8 protein-coding genes are annotated in these 14,999 nt (G+C 73.1%); 5 read left to right on the forward strand and 3 right to left on the reverse strand.

All coding sequences use genetic code 11. The features are described 5' to 3' along the window. The first annotated feature begins 36 nt into the window (after positions 1 to 36). The gene (locus CRV15_RS27765; protein WP_003959242.1) at positions 37 to 987 is read left to right on the forward strand and encodes a GNAT family N-acetyltransferase; all 951 of its coding nucleotides are present in this window, start codon (positions 37 to 39) and stop codon (positions 985 to 987) included. Positions 988 to 1,148: 161 nt separating this feature from the next. On the opposite strand, the gene CRV15_RS27770 is transcribed toward CRV15_RS27765, so the two are convergent. After that, a complete protein-coding gene (locus CRV15_RS27770; RefSeq protein ID WP_003959153.1) occupies positions 1,149 to 3,494 on the reverse strand; it encodes a chitinase C-terminal domain-containing protein in 2,346 nt (781 codons plus the stop codon). A gap of 372 nt (positions 3,495 to 3,866) precedes the next feature. On the opposite strand from CRV15_RS27770, the gene CRV15_RS27775 reads away from it, so the two are divergent. Together CRV15_RS27775 and CRV15_RS27780 are read left to right on the forward strand one after the other, a co-directional pair. Continuing rightward, the gene (locus tag CRV15_RS27775) at positions 3,867 to 6,101 is read left to right on the forward strand and encodes an ATP-binding cassette domain-containing protein (RefSeq protein WP_029182803.1); all 2,235 of its coding nucleotides are present in this window, start codon (positions 3,867 to 3,869) and stop codon (positions 6,099 to 6,101) included. A 338-nt stretch (positions 6,102 to 6,439) separates the two neighbouring features. Further along, entirely contained in the window at positions 6,440 to 7,195 is a 756-nt protein-coding gene (locus CRV15_RS27780) for a hypothetical protein (RefSeq protein WP_003959239.1), read from the forward strand. A 242-nt stretch (positions 7,196 to 7,437) separates the two neighbouring features. Here the strand turns inward: CRV15_RS27780 and CRV15_RS27785 are convergent, their stop codons facing one another. After that, positions 7,438 to 8,328: an SGNH/GDSL hydrolase family protein gene (locus CRV15_RS27785; RefSeq protein ID WP_003959238.1), complete on the reverse strand. Its 891-nt coding sequence runs from the start codon at positions 8,326 to 8,328 to the stop codon at positions 7,438 to 7,440. 1,531 nt (positions 8,329 to 9,859) lie between these two features. Between CRV15_RS27785 and CRV15_RS27790 the strand changes: the two genes are divergently transcribed. Then, complete coding sequence (locus CRV15_RS27790) at positions 9,860 to 10,438, forward strand: DoxX family protein (protein WP_003959237.1); 579 nt, start codon at positions 9,860 to 9,862, stop codon at positions 10,436 to 10,438. Positions 10,439 to 10,621: 183 nt separating this feature from the next. Then, the gene (locus CRV15_RS27795; protein ID WP_129555072.1) at positions 10,622 to 13,588 is read left to right on the forward strand and encodes an NACHT domain-containing protein; all 2,967 of its coding nucleotides are present in this window, start codon (positions 10,622 to 10,624) and stop codon (positions 13,586 to 13,588) included. A gap of 47 nt (positions 13,589 to 13,635) precedes the next feature. Here the strand turns inward: CRV15_RS27795 and CRV15_RS27800 are convergent, their stop codons facing one another. After that, entirely contained in the window at positions 13,636 to 14,814 is a 1,179-nt protein-coding gene (locus tag CRV15_RS27800) for a DUF418 domain-containing protein (RefSeq protein ID WP_003959235.1), read from the reverse strand. Positions 14,815 to 14,999: the final 185 nt, after the last annotated feature.

Consider the following 14,999-nt stretch of genomic DNA (forward strand, 5'->3'; position numbering starts at 1 on the left):
GGCCTCCCTCATCCTGTGAACCACGGAGGCACCGCCATGTCCGCACTCACCGTGCGCCCTTTCCGCCGCGAGGACCGCGATCAGCTGACCGCTCTGGTCAACGCGCACGCCGCAGCCGTCGTCCCCGGCGCCACCGCGTCCGTCAACACCGTCCTGGGCAGCCTGGAGCGCCGTCCGGAGGAGTACATCACCGATCCCTGGGTCGCCGAGCGCGCCACCCTGGTCGCCGAACGGGACGGGCGGATCGTGGCCGCCGCCCATCTGCTGCGCTACCGCGAGGACCCCGAGGTCGGCCCGGACTACCGGGGCACCGGACAGGTCTCCTGGCTGCTCCACTACCCGGAGGCGGGCGGAACGGAGGCGGCCGGGGCGGCGGCGGGCGGCGACGCCGGGGGCGGGCACGCGGGCGATCTGCTGGCGTCCGCCTGTCTCGCCCGGCTCACCCGCTGGCGTGTCCGCGCCCGGTACGCCGACGGGGCCCTGCCCGTCCCCGGCGTCTACGGGATTCCCGCCCCGTGGCCCCATGTGCGCGCGACGCTGGAGCGCGCGGGCTTCGTCCCCACCGGCGGCACCGAGATCCTGCTGATCGCCCCGGTGGCGGCGCTGCCCGCGCCCGCCGTCGCGCCGCTGCCCGGGTACACCCTCCACCGCACCCTCGGTGAGCTGGGCACCACCCGGCTGACCGCCCGGACCGACGGCACGGACACGGCCTTCGTCGAACTCGACACCACCCTCGACCGCCCCGAGCGCCGGGCCCGCTCCGGCGGCACGGCCGACATCGCCGACCTCGAACTCCCCGACGACGCCGTTCCCGGGCTGCTGCCCTGGCTCCTCGGCGAGGCCCGCCGCTGGCTGGAACTGTGCGGGGTCGATCGTGTCCTCGCCTATGCCGACCCGGAGGAGTCCGCGGACATCGCCGCCCTGAGCGCCCACGGCTTCACCGAGCTGACCCGGACGGAACGCGGCTGGGAGCACCGGCCCGCCTGACCGGCCCTGAGGAGCCGAACGCCCGGGGCACGCCGTACGGACGTGCTCCGGGCAGGACGAAGGCCCCCGCGGCGACAGGGTCAGGGACGTCGCCTCGGGGGCCTTCGGGTGTGCGGTTCAGCGCAGGTCAGCGTGTGTCAGTGCCGACCGGCCGGACCGGGTCAGCAGGCGCCCAGATCCGTCCAGACACCCCACTGGCCGGTGGTGCCGGGCTCGTCGCCCTTGGTCCACCACTTCGCCTTGTAGTTCCGGCCCTTGTGGGACACGGTGGCGTTGGTGCCGTACTCACCGGTGGCGGTCCACGCCGGGGCGGTGCAGGGGCCGCCCGGGCCCGGGCCGGGGCCGCCGGAACCGTCGGTGGGCTCCACCAGCTTCACCCCGCGCGCCAGGTCGGAGGCGATGCCGTAGGTCTTGCCGCCGAAGGTCACCGTCCAGTTGGACGGGGTCGAGACGGGGGAGTAGTAGACGAAGTCCAGCTCCACCGAGGCGCCGGGGGCCAGCGTCTGCCAGGCCGGGAGCTTCAGCGAGACCCGGTGGAAGTCGCCCTTCAGACCACCCACATTGGGGCCGGTGTGGTCGCTGCGGACGATGGTGGTGCCGAAGCCGGACTGGTCCTTGGCGTTGTTCGGGGCGGAGGTCGCGTAGTCGAACTGGAACTCCGTGCCGCCGGGCAGCGCCACCTTGGTGTTGTTGGTGATCTTCAGCTTGGGGCTGATCGGGTAGTTCTGGTCACCCAGGGCGAACTGGCCGAAGTCCACGTCCACGTTGATCACGTCGGTGGGCATCGCGGGCGCCGCTGCGGCCTTCTTGTTGCCGTACGGGGTGGCGGTCTTGAACTTGTTGTACAGCACGCCGGTCAGGGTGGAGCCCTGCTCGTACTGGCCCTTGGTCGCGTTCCAGTCGTAGTCGCCGGCGAACTCCCACATCATGGTGCCGCCGATGCCCTTGCTCGCCACATAGTCGGCCTTGGCGGCGATGGACTGCTCGTCCTCGGTGGTGAGGAAGACCTTCTTCTGCGCGTTCCACAGCCACGGCGCGACCAGGGTCGAGTCGTACTTGCGGGCGTAGGTGCCGGTCAGCCGGGTGTTCGCGGGCAGGCCGAACTTGGGCAGGTAGTCGGGGACGATCCCCTTCTCCAGGTTCTTGGCGTGCCACATCGGGTTGAAGCCCGCCGGGGCCTCGACGCCGTTGCTGTCGGTCTCGTGCCAGATGTTGTCGATGCCGATCGCGCCGTCACCGCACTTGGTCAGGCCGGAACCGGCCGGGCAGGTGCTCGCGGAGGACTTGCCCCAGAGGCCGTCGGTGCCGCCCTGGACGTTCTTCCAGCCGCGGGAGTAGGACGGCAGGCCGATGTTGATGCGGCCCGCGGGCATGGAGCCCCGGAAGTAGTGGTACGCCCAGTCGGTGTTGAGGTAGCCGATGCCGCCGTACTGCGAGGTGCTGTAGACACCCGCCGAGGCCAGCTCGGAGTCCTTGCCGTCGTCGAACAGCGCGGCCTGCGGGCCGACGTGCTCGTTCCAGGTGCCGTGCAGGTCGTACGACATGATGTTGAGGTAGTCCAGGTACTTCTGCACCTGGAAGGTCTCCATGCCGCGCAGCAGATAGCCGGAGGAGGGGGCGGCCACGGTCAGCATGTAGTGCTTGCCGTCGGCGGCGCCCGCGCGGTCCAGCTTCTCGCGCAGGGTCTTCATCAGCGCGGCGTAGCTCTTGACCAGCCCGGCGCGGCGGCCGTTGGCGAGCGCCCAGTCCGCGGGGTGGCCCGCGTCCTTCATCGTGGTCGGGTACTCGTAGTCGATGTCGACGCCGTTGAAGCCGTACTTCTTGATGAAGGCGACGGCCGAGTCGGCGAAGGTGTTGATGCCCGCCTGGTTCACCGAGCCGTCGGCGTTGGTGGTCGTCGAGTAGAAGCCGCCGGAGTTGACCCGGTTGCCGTTGTCGTCGGTGTAGCCGCCGGTGTCCGTCCAGCCGCCGACCGAGATCAGCGTCTTCACGTCCGGGTGCTGCTTCTTGAACTTGTTCAGCAGGTTGAAGTGGCCCTTGTAGGGAAGGGCCGGGTCCATCTCGGCACCCGCGACGCCCGGCCAGGTCATCCCGGTGTTCGGGTTGTTGGGGCCGTCGGTGCCGACAGTGATCTTGTTGGCGCCGTCGATGGCGGCGAACGCGTAGTTGATGTGGGTGATCTTGTCCCACGGGATGTTGTTCGCCAGGAACGCCGGGCGGCCGTCCTTGCCGGTGCGCCAGTTGGTGAAGTAGCCGATGACGCGGCGCTGGTGGTCGGCGCCCATCTTCTCGCGGCCCTGGGTGTCGTAGACCGAACAGTACGGGACGTCGACGCCAGGAGTGGAGTACAGGCCCTCGGGGCGACAGGACTCATGGGCCGAGGCGGTGCCGGCCTCGGGCGCGGGGGCCGCCTGCGCGGCGCCCGCGGAGAGCGAACCGGTCAGCAGCGCGGCGATGGCCGTGCCTGCCGCGAGCAGCGACGCTCGGGTACGGGTGGGGGACAGCAAGGGTCTGATCCTCCTGGTGGGGGGAGCCGTTGCCCGGCAGGGGCGCGGGGGGTGATCGTTCTCGCTCAACAGAAGTGGGGGTGGAGCGCGTTGGAACCGGGCGTGCGCACGCCCGGAACCGGTTCCGCGGAGGTGACGCAGAGATTAAAAGGACTAGACCAGCACGTCAATAGGTCTGGACCTTTAACCGGGTGGAGTGAGACCCGGTCGTGATGATTTCCTCCGGTGGGCGGGGCCCCGAGAAGCCCCGTCCAGGACGGCTCCGAGGCCGTCCCAAGACCGTCCGAGTATGACCCGAACACCCAGCGAGGACCAGCCGTGACGACCGCCGACACCACCCCCGGGACCATCGCTCCCGCCGATGCCCACACCGTGATCCAGGTACGGGGCGCCCGTGCGAACAATCTCCGAGGGATAGACGTCGACCTGCCCAAACGCCGGCTCACCGTGTTCACCGGGGTCTCCGGGTCCGGCAAGTCGAGTCTGGTCTTCGGCACCATCGCCGCCGAGTCCCAGCGGCTGATCAACGAGACCTACACCGCCTTCGTCCAGTCGTTCATGCCCAGTCCGAGCCGCCCCGATGTGGACGGGCTGCACAACCTCAGCGCGGCGATCGTGCTCGACCAGGAGCGGATGGGCGCCAACTCCCGTTCCACGGTGGGAACCGCCACCGACGCCTCCACCATGCTGCGGATCGTCTTCAGCCGTCTGGGCACCCCGCACATCGGCACCTCCGCCGCCTTCAGCTTCAATGTCCCCGAGGGCATGTGCCCCCGCTGCGAGGGCCTCGGCCAGGTCTCCGACATCGACATCGACCAGATCGTGGACCGCTCCCGCACCCTCAACGAGGGCGCGATCACCCTCCCCGGCCACGCCGTCGACTCCTGGCCCTGGTCCATCGTCGTCGGCTCCGGATTCTTCGACCCCGACCGCAGGCTGGACGAGTTCAGCGAACGGGAGTGGGCCGACCTGCTGGACAAGGGACCGGTCAAGGTGAAGGTCGGCAGCAATAACTTCACCTACGAGGGGATCGTCGCCAAACTGCGGCGCACCTGGCTCGTCAAGGACCGGGAGGCGCTCCAGCCGCACATCAGGGCCTTCGTGGACCGGGCCGTGGTCTTCACCCGCTGCCCGGAGTGCGCGGGCACCCGGCTCGGCCCCGCCGCCCTCTCCTCCCGGATCGGCGGGGTGAACATCGCCGAGTGCTCGGCGATGCAGATCACCGATCTCGCGGCCTTCGTCCGCGGCCTCGACCACCCCTCCGTCGCCCCGCTGCTGACCGGTCTGCGCCAACTGCTCGACTCCCTCGTGGAGATCGGCCTCGGCTATCTGAGCCTGGACCGCCCCGCGTCCACCCTCTCCGGCGGGGAGGCCCAGCGGGTGCGGATGGTCCGCCACCTCGGCTCCAGCCTCACCGATGTGACCTATGTCTTCGACGAGCCCACCACCGGGCTGCACCCCCACGACGTCCAGCGGATGAACGGTCTGCTGCTGCGGCTGCGCGACAAGGGGAACACCGTCCTCGTGGTGGAGCACAAGCCCGAGGTGATCGCCATCGCCGACCATGTCGTGGACATCGGCCCCGGCGCGGGCGAGGCGGGCGGCGAGGTCTGCTACAGCGGCGATGTCGCCGGGCTGCGCGGCTCCTCGACGCTCACCGGCCGCCATCTCGGCCACCGGGCCCGGCTGCGGGAGCGGGTGCGCACCCCCCGGGGCAGCGTCCCGATCAAGGACGCGGACCTCCACAACCTCCGGAACGTCAGTGTCGACATCCCGCTCGGGGTGCTCACCGTTGTCACCGGAGTGGCGGGTTCCGGGAAGAGTTCGCTGATCCACGGGTATCTCGCGGGCCGGGAGGGCGTCGTCGTCGCCGACCAGTCGCCGATCCGGGGCTCGCGCCGGTCCAACCCGGCGACCTACACCGGGCTGCTCGGGCCGATCCGGACCGCCTTCGCCAAGGCGAACGGTGTCAAACCCGCGCTTTTCAGTGCCAACTCGGAGGGCGCCTGCCCCAAGTGCACCGGACTGGGGCTCGTCTACACCGATCTCGCGGTGATGGGGCAGGTCGCCTCGGTCTGCGAGGAGTGCGAGGGCAAGCGGTTCACGCCCGAGGTGCTCGCGTATCTGCTGCGCGGCAGGAATATCAGCGAGGTGCTGGGGATGTCGGTGGCCGAGGCCCACGCCTTCTTCCCCGGCGGACCGGCCCACGCCGTGCTCAGCAGGCTCATCGATGTCGGGCTGGGCTATCTGCGGCTGGGGCAGCCGCTGAACACCCTCTCCGGCGGGGAGCGGCAGCGGCTCAAACTCGCCATCCACATGGCCGAGAAGTCCTCGGTCTACCTTCTCGACGAGCCGACCACCGGTCTGCACCTGGCCGATGTCGACAAACTCCTCGCACTGCTGGACCGGCTCGTCGACGAGGGGAACACCGTCGTGGTCATCGAGCACCACCAGGCGGTGATGGCGCACGCGGACTGGCTGATCGACCTCGGCCCCGGCGGCGGACACGACGGCGGCCGGGTGGTGTTCACCGGGACGCCCGCCGAGCTGGTCGCCGGAGGGGACACGCTCACCGCCCGCCATCTGCGCGCGTACACCGGGAGCTGACGGAGCGTCAGTACCGTGTCCGGGGTCGGTCCGGGACCCGTCCGGGCTCCGGCGCGCGGGGGAGCCGGGCGCTCCCTCGGCCCGCGACGGCGCGTCCGATGGACACCACGGGTTCACCCGGTGCCGGTAAACCACGCTTTCCGGTGAGACGGGAGAACCGTTTGCCCGCCGGGCGCGGCGGCTAGGGTCGGTCGGACAGGCCCTGGGGTCGGGGAGCCGTCGAGCCCCGATCCCGCCCGGCGCCGGGGTGTTGCCGTTCCCGGTGCCGGGCGCCGTGCGCCACGCGTCCGCCGCCGTCCCGTACCGGGCGGCGGCCCAGGACCGGAGGGAGAACCGCCGTGCAGGATCGTTCCGTACCGTTCGACGGCCGCCCGGGCCGTCCGCTCCCCGTCGCCGGGCCCCGCCCGGGACCGGCCGGGCCGCCGGGGCAGCCACCCGCGCCGCCCCGGGGGGAGGGGGTCTGGGCCGGGCGCTGGCAGATGGACCACGACGGCTGGCACGGCGAGCTGGTCATCGACCCGGCGGCCGACGGCGCGCCGTCCGCCGCGGGGCCGTCCGCCGGGGGCCGGCTGGGCGACTACCGCCGCGCGGGCCGCAGGTACGACGTCCACGGCTTCACCGTGCAGCACGGCCGCGGGCTGCGCTTCTGGGTCGCCGACACCGCCGACCAGGAGTTCCAGGCGTATCTCTGCGGCGGGGACGCGGGCCGCGCCGCGGGCTGGACCGACTGGCGGGGCACCCCCTTCGGGCTCAGCCTCAGCCGGGTGGCCCGTCCCGGTCCGCCCGCGCAGGGCTTCACCGCCGCCGACTGGCAGGGGGTCTGGCTGATCTACCACGACGGCCGCTGCGGACGGCTCGACATCGCCTCCGTGCGGCCCTTCTCGGCCGAGTACACCCCCGGGGACGACCAGGGTCCGCTGCCCGCCTTCGGCGCACCGGACGGACGCCGTCCGCACATCCTGGAGCTGGCGATCCCCTTCCCCGGCGGCTGCCGGGGCTTCCGGATCCTCGGCCACACCTGGGAGCGGGACGTCTTCTCCGGCCACACCTCCTGGGGCGGTCTGCTCTCGGGGGTGCGGGGCCACCGCGTCTGACCGGCCCGGCACCGGGCCCCCGGACGGCCCCGCCACGGGCCCCGGACGGCCCCGGACCGGCTCCACGCCCGGTCGGCGGCCGGACCGGCCCGGGGGAGGCCGGACATGAGCCGGCCACCGCTCACATGCCCGGGTGAGCGGTGGCCGTGCCCCGGGCCGCCATTCCCGGGGCCGGGGAGGGTCCGAAGAGGTCCGCACGGTCGGACGGAAGGGAGACCGGGCGGACCCGCGGGACCCGGGTCCTACAGAGCGGGGCGCATCGTGTCCGCGAGGAGCTGGTGCCCGGACGGGGTCGGGTGGATGTCCCGCAGCGGGCCGCAGGCGAACGTCTCCTGACAGAGCTTGACCAGGTTGGCCGGGGCCTTGCCCCCACCCGGGAGGTCGGCCTCCGGGGTGAACGCGAAGGACTGGAAGGCCGTCGAGAAGTCCGCGAGCGTGAAGTGGTTGGCCTTGAAGTGCCGGGCCAGGATCTCGTTGAACGCCTGCTGGGCACCGGCCGTCTCGAACGCCGTCTTCTGCCCCTGGGCGCCGCTCAGGAAGCTCACCAGGAACGGGTTGTACGTGTTGGCGGCGGCGAGGTTGGTCGTCGCGCTGGAGGCGCCGTTCACGGCGGCGGTGATCCGGCCGACGTTGGTGTCGAGGGCCTTGAGCGTCCGCAGGGTGCACGCCTGGTCGACGGCGCCGTTGACGAAGCAGGCCCGGAGGTCGTTGCCGCCGATGTTCAGGCTGACGAACTTCACCCGGGCGGCGTTGACCGTCAGGAAGTCCACGGCCTTCGCCAGTTGGCCGACCGTCTTGTTGGCGCTGTCCTTGTAGGTGCAGAAGCCGCCGTTGATGAAGGTGGCGCTGGTCTCGCTGGAGCAGCCCAGCTTGATGTGGCGCAGATTCGGGTCCGTCTGCTTGAGCTGTGCGAAGAGCTTGTCGGTGTAGCCCAGATTGGTGTCCCGCTGGACATCCGGCTGGAAGCCGCTGGCCAGCGAGTCGCCCAGGGAGACGTAGTACGTCGGGTCCGCCGCGGCGGTGGAACGGGAGTCGCCGGACTCCGCCGAGGCGCCGGGGGACGTGCCGATCATCAGCCCGGTGAGGACGGCCGCGCCGGCGAGCAGGGCGAGAGGTCTGCGGCTGCTGCGCATCTGCTGATCTTCTCCTTGTCGGATCGCGCTCCGGGGAGCTCCGGGAGGGGGAATCCCGGGGGGACGGGTGAGCGGTTGACCGGTGGCACGGCGCGGCCTTCGCCCGCCGTTCACGCCATACGGGACCCTGTCCGGATCAGTGCGCTCCGGTCTTCACCCCGTCCGTCACTTCCCTCCCGGGGGAAACGGCGGATCGGGGAGCGCGCGGCCGGGGCGCCGTCGGGGCCCGTAGCGGGGCCCGGTGCGGGACCGCCCGGCGGCGCGGGCCCCGGACCTGGGGAGGGGCCGGGGGTGTGCGGGGCGGGCGGGGGCCGCCGCGCGGACTCCTGCGCGGCCCGCGCGGCGGGCCGTACGGGCCCCGTTCCGGGCCCCCGGATTTTTCCTCGGGGACGTACCGCGGGGTACGGCCGAATGCGATGGTCCGCGGGCGCGTTTCCCCGGCGGGGGTGCCGTGCCGGGGCGCCGCGCCCGTGCCGCCCCGTGCCGCCGTGCCGTACGCGTGCGCATGCCGTCGTGCGCGTGCCGCAGTGCTGCACGGGCCCGTACCGCCGTACACGTACACGTACACGTACACGTGCCCGTCCGCCGTACGCGTGCCCGGTGCCGTCGCTGCGCCGCGTCGCAGTGCCGTGCCGCGCCGCGCTGCGGTGCCGTCGCGTCGCCGTGTCGTGCCGCCGTCCCGTGCGCCGGGCCGGGGCGCCGTACGCGTGCCGCCGTTCCGCGCTGCCGTTCCGCGCGCCGGGCCGCCGGGACATCGGGCCCAACTCGGCCCGCCCGCCTGCCCGGTGTCCCCGGCGGCGGCACCCGCGCGAGATTCATGCGGCATGCATGTGCATATTGGTCCAGACCTTTACGGAGTGGTCGAGACCTTATACCGTGGTGCCGAGTTCACCACTGTTCACCACTTCGCCACACATCCATCCTCCACCACCGCCGAGGCGGCTCCTCCCGCGCGGAGCCGTGCCCCGAAGAGGGCCCCGGGCCCCCGCGGCCCACGGCCCCGTCACGGAGCACGGGACGGCGGAGGGCGGCCACCGACGACGCGCGGGTGAGAAAGGACGCAGGAGAACCGACACCGCCGGCGGGCCCGAGGGCCGGGACCGCGGGCACCGACGGCCGCCACGGCGGCCCAGCACGGGGACCACCACCGGACCGGCCAGGTCCCGGCGGCGAACCCCACCCCCCACCGTCACGGAGGGGCCACCTTGCCCGGACCTGGACTCCGGACAAGCACCCAGGGCGCACCGGCCGTGGGCGGACCGGCCCCTCTCCACCCCCCACGGCCAACGCCCCCACGCGCTGGCCCCACTCCCCACACCAGGTGCGTTCCCCGGCACGGCGGCACGCGCCCGCCCCCACCCACGGGCGGGCGGCATCCGACGCCGCACGACAGCCGTGCGACCGCGCACTCCGAAAGGCACCGGCGCGCACGGCGGACCCCGTGCCCGCCCCGGCGGCCCGCCCCGCGACCCCCGCTCCGGGGCCGCCCCGCCGCGCCCACCGGACGGCACCTGGTCAGAAAGGACTGACGATGACTGGACCCATCGGCGGCACCTCTGCGGCGACGGCCACCCGGCCCACCCGACTCCCTCAGCCCGGCCTGCCCGTGCGGAGCAGGCGCGCCCTCACCACCGCCCTCGGCCGCTACCGGCCCCACAGCACCACCGTGCTCCGCGTCTCCGTCGGACTGGTCTTCCTCTGGTTCGGCCTGATGAAGTTCGTCCCCGGCGCCAGCCCCGCCGAGGACGTCGCCACCCGCACGATGAACGCGCTCACCTTCGGCCTCGTCCCCGCGGACGTCTCCCGGCCGATGCTCGCCCTGTTCGAGACCGCGATCGGACTCGGACTGGTCACCGGGATACTGCTCCGCCTGGTCCTGGTCGCCTTCTTCCTGCACATGGCGGGAGTCTTCTCCGCGCTCTTCGTACTGCCCGCGGAGATGTGGGACGACCGGACCGCCACCCCCACCCTGGAAGGGCAGTACATCATCAAGAACGTCGTCCTGATCGCCGCCTGTCTCGCGGTCGCGGTCGACACCTGGTGCACGGGCACCGCGGCCCGCTCCGGCACCGCGGACCCCGCCCACCCCGGAGGCCACACCTCCGGGTGAACACCGCCGGGGGCGCGCCCCGGCGAACCGGCTGACCTCCCCCGGCGCTCACCGCACCGATGCGCGCCGGGGGAGACCGCTGACACGTGACGCCACCCCCCACCTGTCGTTGGACCGGATGGCAGCAGACGGAGAGCGCGCCACGGCGCCCGCTCCGCTGGGACCGTGCGCGAAGGGCGGGGCGTGACAGTGAACCGGCGGCGCTGGTGGTGGACCGGAGCGGTGGTGGTCACCGGAGGGGTCTTCGGCACCCTGGTGGGCGTCCGCAGCCTGGAGTTCGGCAACCAAGTCGCCTCCGTCCTCGCCCTGTTGACCTCGCTGGCGGGCCTCGGGGTCGAGGTGGTGCGCGGCACCCGTGCCGCCCGGACCGCCCGGGAGAGCCCCGAGAACGTCCGTCCCGCCGCCGCCGGACTGGCCGCCGCCGTCACCGAGCAGTGGCAGGAGGAGGCCAGGTCCCGCAGACTCCAGGACCCCGAGCCGCTGCCGCTGCGCTGGAGCCCGTCCGAACCGCACCTCTCCGACCACTGGGTCAACATCGCGCCCGACACCGGCCCGGAGCCCCGTCTGCCCGACCGCGCGGAGATCCTGACGGGCCATCTGGACGAGGTCGCCGCGATGTACACCCGGCTGCCCTCCGGACGGCTGGTCGTCCTCGGCGAACCGGGCGCGGGCAAGACGGTGCTGCTGCTCCAGCTCGCCCTCGACCTGCTCGCGGTGCGCGCCCCCGACGACCCGGTGCCCGTGATCGTCGAACTCGCCGGCTGGAACCCGGAGACCCAGCGCTTCGACGACTGGCTGGAGGAACGGCTCATCGCCGGATACCCGGCCACCGCCACCCGCGACGGCTCGGGTGTCACCCGCGCCCGCGCCCTCGTCGACCAGGGCATGGTGCTGCCCCTGCTCGACGGGCTCGACGAGCTGCCCGCACCCCTGTCCCACCAGGCCGTCCTCACCCTGAACCGCTCGCTCGACCACCACCGCCCCGTGGTGCTCACCTGCCGGGCCCGCGACTGGGCCGCCGTCGTGGAAGCCGCCGACGTCCTGACCTCCGCCGCCGTCGTCGAACTCCGCCCGCTCTCCTGGGAGACGGTCGGCACCCATCTCAGCCGCACCGCCCGGCTGCGCCCCGGGTCCGCCGACGAGACCCGCTGGACCCCCGTGCTGCGCCAGGTGGAGACCACCCCCGACGACCCCGTCTGCCGCACCCTGCGCACCGTGCTCGGCAGCCCGCTGATGGCCGGTCTGGCCCGCGCCGTCTACAGCGACACCGCCGCCGACCCCCGGGCCCTGCTCGCGCCGCGCTACGCCGACCGGGCCGAGCTGGAGCAGCATCTGCTCGACGCCTTCGTGCCCGCCGCCTACGGGGCCGACGACCGCGGCGCCGTCGCCCGGCTCGCCTTCGTCGCCCGCCATCTCCAGCGCCGCGGCACCCGCGACCTCGCCTGGTGGGACCTGCCGTCCGGATCGCGGCTGGGGCTGGACCGGGCGGCCCGCGCCCTGCCGACCCTGCTGGTCGCGCTGCTGGTCTCCTGGCAGGTCAGCCCGGGTGTCGACGGACGGCTGATCTGGCTGGAGGCGGCGGCCTTCCTCACCGCCATGGGCCTGGTCCACCGGCTGCTGAGCTATGTGGTGGCCCCGGGGGCCGCGAGCAGCCCCGGCCGGCTGGCCGTCCGGGCCCTGGTGTGCTGTGCGACGCTCGCCGCGCTCGGCGCGTTCAGCGGATTCCTCAGACCCCTCACCCACGAGGCGGGGGACCCCGGTTACTGGAACGGCAGTCCGCACCCCGCGAACCTGGTGCTGCACCTGGCCCTGCTGGGGGCCTCCAGCGCCATCCTGGCCCGCGGCATGGGCATCTCGAACAGCCCCGCCACCCTCTCCCCGGCCTTCCGCGGCCCGTACCGCGCCGTCTCCGTGCAGGTGCGGCGGCTCGTGCGGATCGGTCCCATGGCGCTCGGCGTCGGCATCGCCGCGGGGCTGGCCTCCGGCACCGTCTTCGGTACGGCCCAGGCGGCGGTCGCGGTCGCCCGGGCCTCCGCCCACCACGGTCTGCCCGGCGGCGGCACCCAGCACATCGACGCCGACGGCTCCCGCTACACGGAGATGGCGGACGGCTGGCGCTACGGACGGCAGCCGGACGGCACCCGCTATGTCGAGTTCCCCCGCCCCGTCGAGGGCGCCCTGCTCAAGGACGCGGACGGCAGGGCGCGGCTGTGGGACGGGACCGTGCTGGAGGGCCGGGTCGCCGACTGGGAACAGCGGCTGGAGACCCGGGCCGTGGACTGCCCCGGGGTCCCGTCCGACCGGTGCACCCGCTATGTCGCCCATGTGCGGCTGCTGCTGGAGACACAGGCGTTCAGCACCGACCGGATGGTCCGGATGCCGGGGAGCGGCGGCACCGAGTCGCCGGTGGTCGAGTGGTATCTGGCGCTGCCCGCGGTGGCGGGGGAGGACCGGCCCCGCGCGAGCGACCCCGCGCTCACCCCGGTGCCCGTGCGCTTCGCCGAGGGGACCCCCGTACGCGACTGGCAGGAGCGCGCGCCGCGCCGGGTGCTCGCCGCCGACTCCCTGCGCAACGCCATCCTCGGGGATCTGACGGTCGGACTGACGGTCGGACTGGCCGCGGGCATCCGCCGCTGGCTCTCCGCCCCGGCGGACGTCACCCGTGCCGCCGGTCCCCTGGGCAGTCTCCACGGCGACCGCAGGGCGGCCCTGATCCGCAGTCTGGTCGTCGCCATACTCGCCGTGGCGTTCCTCGTCTGGCACCTGTGGAACCACGGCCGGATCGAGTCGGGGCACATCCCCCTGGTCTTCGGCTTCTTCGACCCGGAGATCGCCTTCGCGGTGGCCCTGCCCGCCGGTCCCATCTGTCTGTATGTCACGGCCTGGGGGCGGTTCACGACGATGCGGGCATGGCTGGCGCTGACCGGGAAGCTGCCGTGGCGGCTCATGGCCTTCCTGGCCGACGCCCATGAGCGCGGGGTGCTGCGCCAGGCCGGTGCGGTCTACCAGTTCCGCCACGCCCGGCTCCAGGAGCGGCTGGCGGAGATGCCCGTCTCCCCGCGTTCCGGGGCCGACGGCCCCCGGCGGTTCCCGTCCTCCCGGGACGGCCGTTCGGCGGACCGCCACCGGGACACCGTCGGCGGGAGCTGAGCCCCGGGCACGTCCGGGGCCCGGGGACCGGGCGGACGGGGCGGGGCTCAGCGGCGCAGCGCCCAGCGCTGCACCGACTCCAGCGGGCCGTGGCCGAAGCGCCGCAGCCACCAGCTCGCGCCCGCCATCAGCACCGCGCACACCGCGGCCCACAGACCGATCACCCACCAGGGCTGCCACCGGTCGCCGAGCCGGTGGGTGAGGCCGAGCCCGAAGCCGTAGGCGACGAGCACGCACAGCACGTTCTGGAGGACATAGCCGGACAGCGCGGCCCTGCCGACGTTCGCGAGGCCGCGGGTCAGCGGTCCCGTTCCCCCGATCCGGTCGAGGAGCACACCGGTCAGCCCGATATAGCCGAGGGCGGTCAGCGGCCCGCCGACATACCGGTCCAGCAGGAACAGCTCGCTGCCGACGAGCGAGGCGGCGACGCTGATCGGCAGGCCGAGGCCGAGCCCCCACCGCAGCAGCCGGGTCCGTATCCGCCGTCCGGTCGCGTCCTGGCCGAACGCGCCCGCGCGGAACAGCCGTACGCCCAGCAGGAAGAGGAAGACGAGGAGGGCGAAGGTGAGGATCGGCTCCAGCCGCAGGGCGAGGGCGTTCTCCAGCCGGAAGACGATCTGCTCGCCCCAGCTCCCGTGCGCGTAGAGGTCCCGCACCGCGCGGGAGGGGGTGTCGCCGCCCTGGTCACCGGCGGCCACGAGCGCGGTGGTCAGCAGCGCCATCAGGGTCAGGTGCACGCCCAGGGCCCACCACATGACCCGGTTCCGGGCCCGCCGGGAACGGGTCAGGAGCCAGGCCACGAGCAGTGCGGTGACCGCGTATCCCATCAGGACGTCCCAGGCGAAGACGAGGACGAAGTGGACGACTCCTTCGCCGAGGAGGAACAGGGCCCGCCGGGGGTAGCGGCCGGGCCAGGGGAGGCCGCGCCGGGCGGCGGAGGCGTGCTGGATGGCGAGGCCGACGCCGAACAGGAGGGTCAGCAGGGCGAGGAACTTGCCGTTGGCGAGCAGTCGCAGAACGCTGCCGACCGTGTCGGGGAAGGAGGCGAAGGAGGGCGCGACGGTGTCGCCGATCAGGACGCCCCACTCGGCTCCGGGGCTGGTGAAGATCCATACATTGGTCAGGAGGGTGCCGAGGATCGCCGCTCCGCGCAGGACGTCCAGCAGGGGCAGCCGGGTCGGGGCGGGGTCGGCGGCGGTGGGGGAGGAAGCCAGGGTCCGGGTCACGTCCCCATGGTCCCGGTGGCCTTCCGCGGTCTCGTCATGACCGCGGACGAGAGTCCGCTCCTCCGAAAGATGCAGCCGTCCCGCTCCGCTCCCTCCGCAGGACCGAGGAGGCCAGGAGAGGGTTGGGCCCGCTGTCGAGTACCCGTTCGGTCCTCGGGTCCTGTGTTCCCCCGGCGTCGGGGGCG

Origin of the sequence: Streptomyces clavuligerus, from assembly GCF_005519465.1 — a bacterium.
In the GTDB taxonomy this organism is placed as follows: domain Bacteria; phylum Actinomycetota; class Actinomycetes; order Streptomycetales; family Streptomycetaceae; genus Streptomyces; species Streptomyces clavuligerus.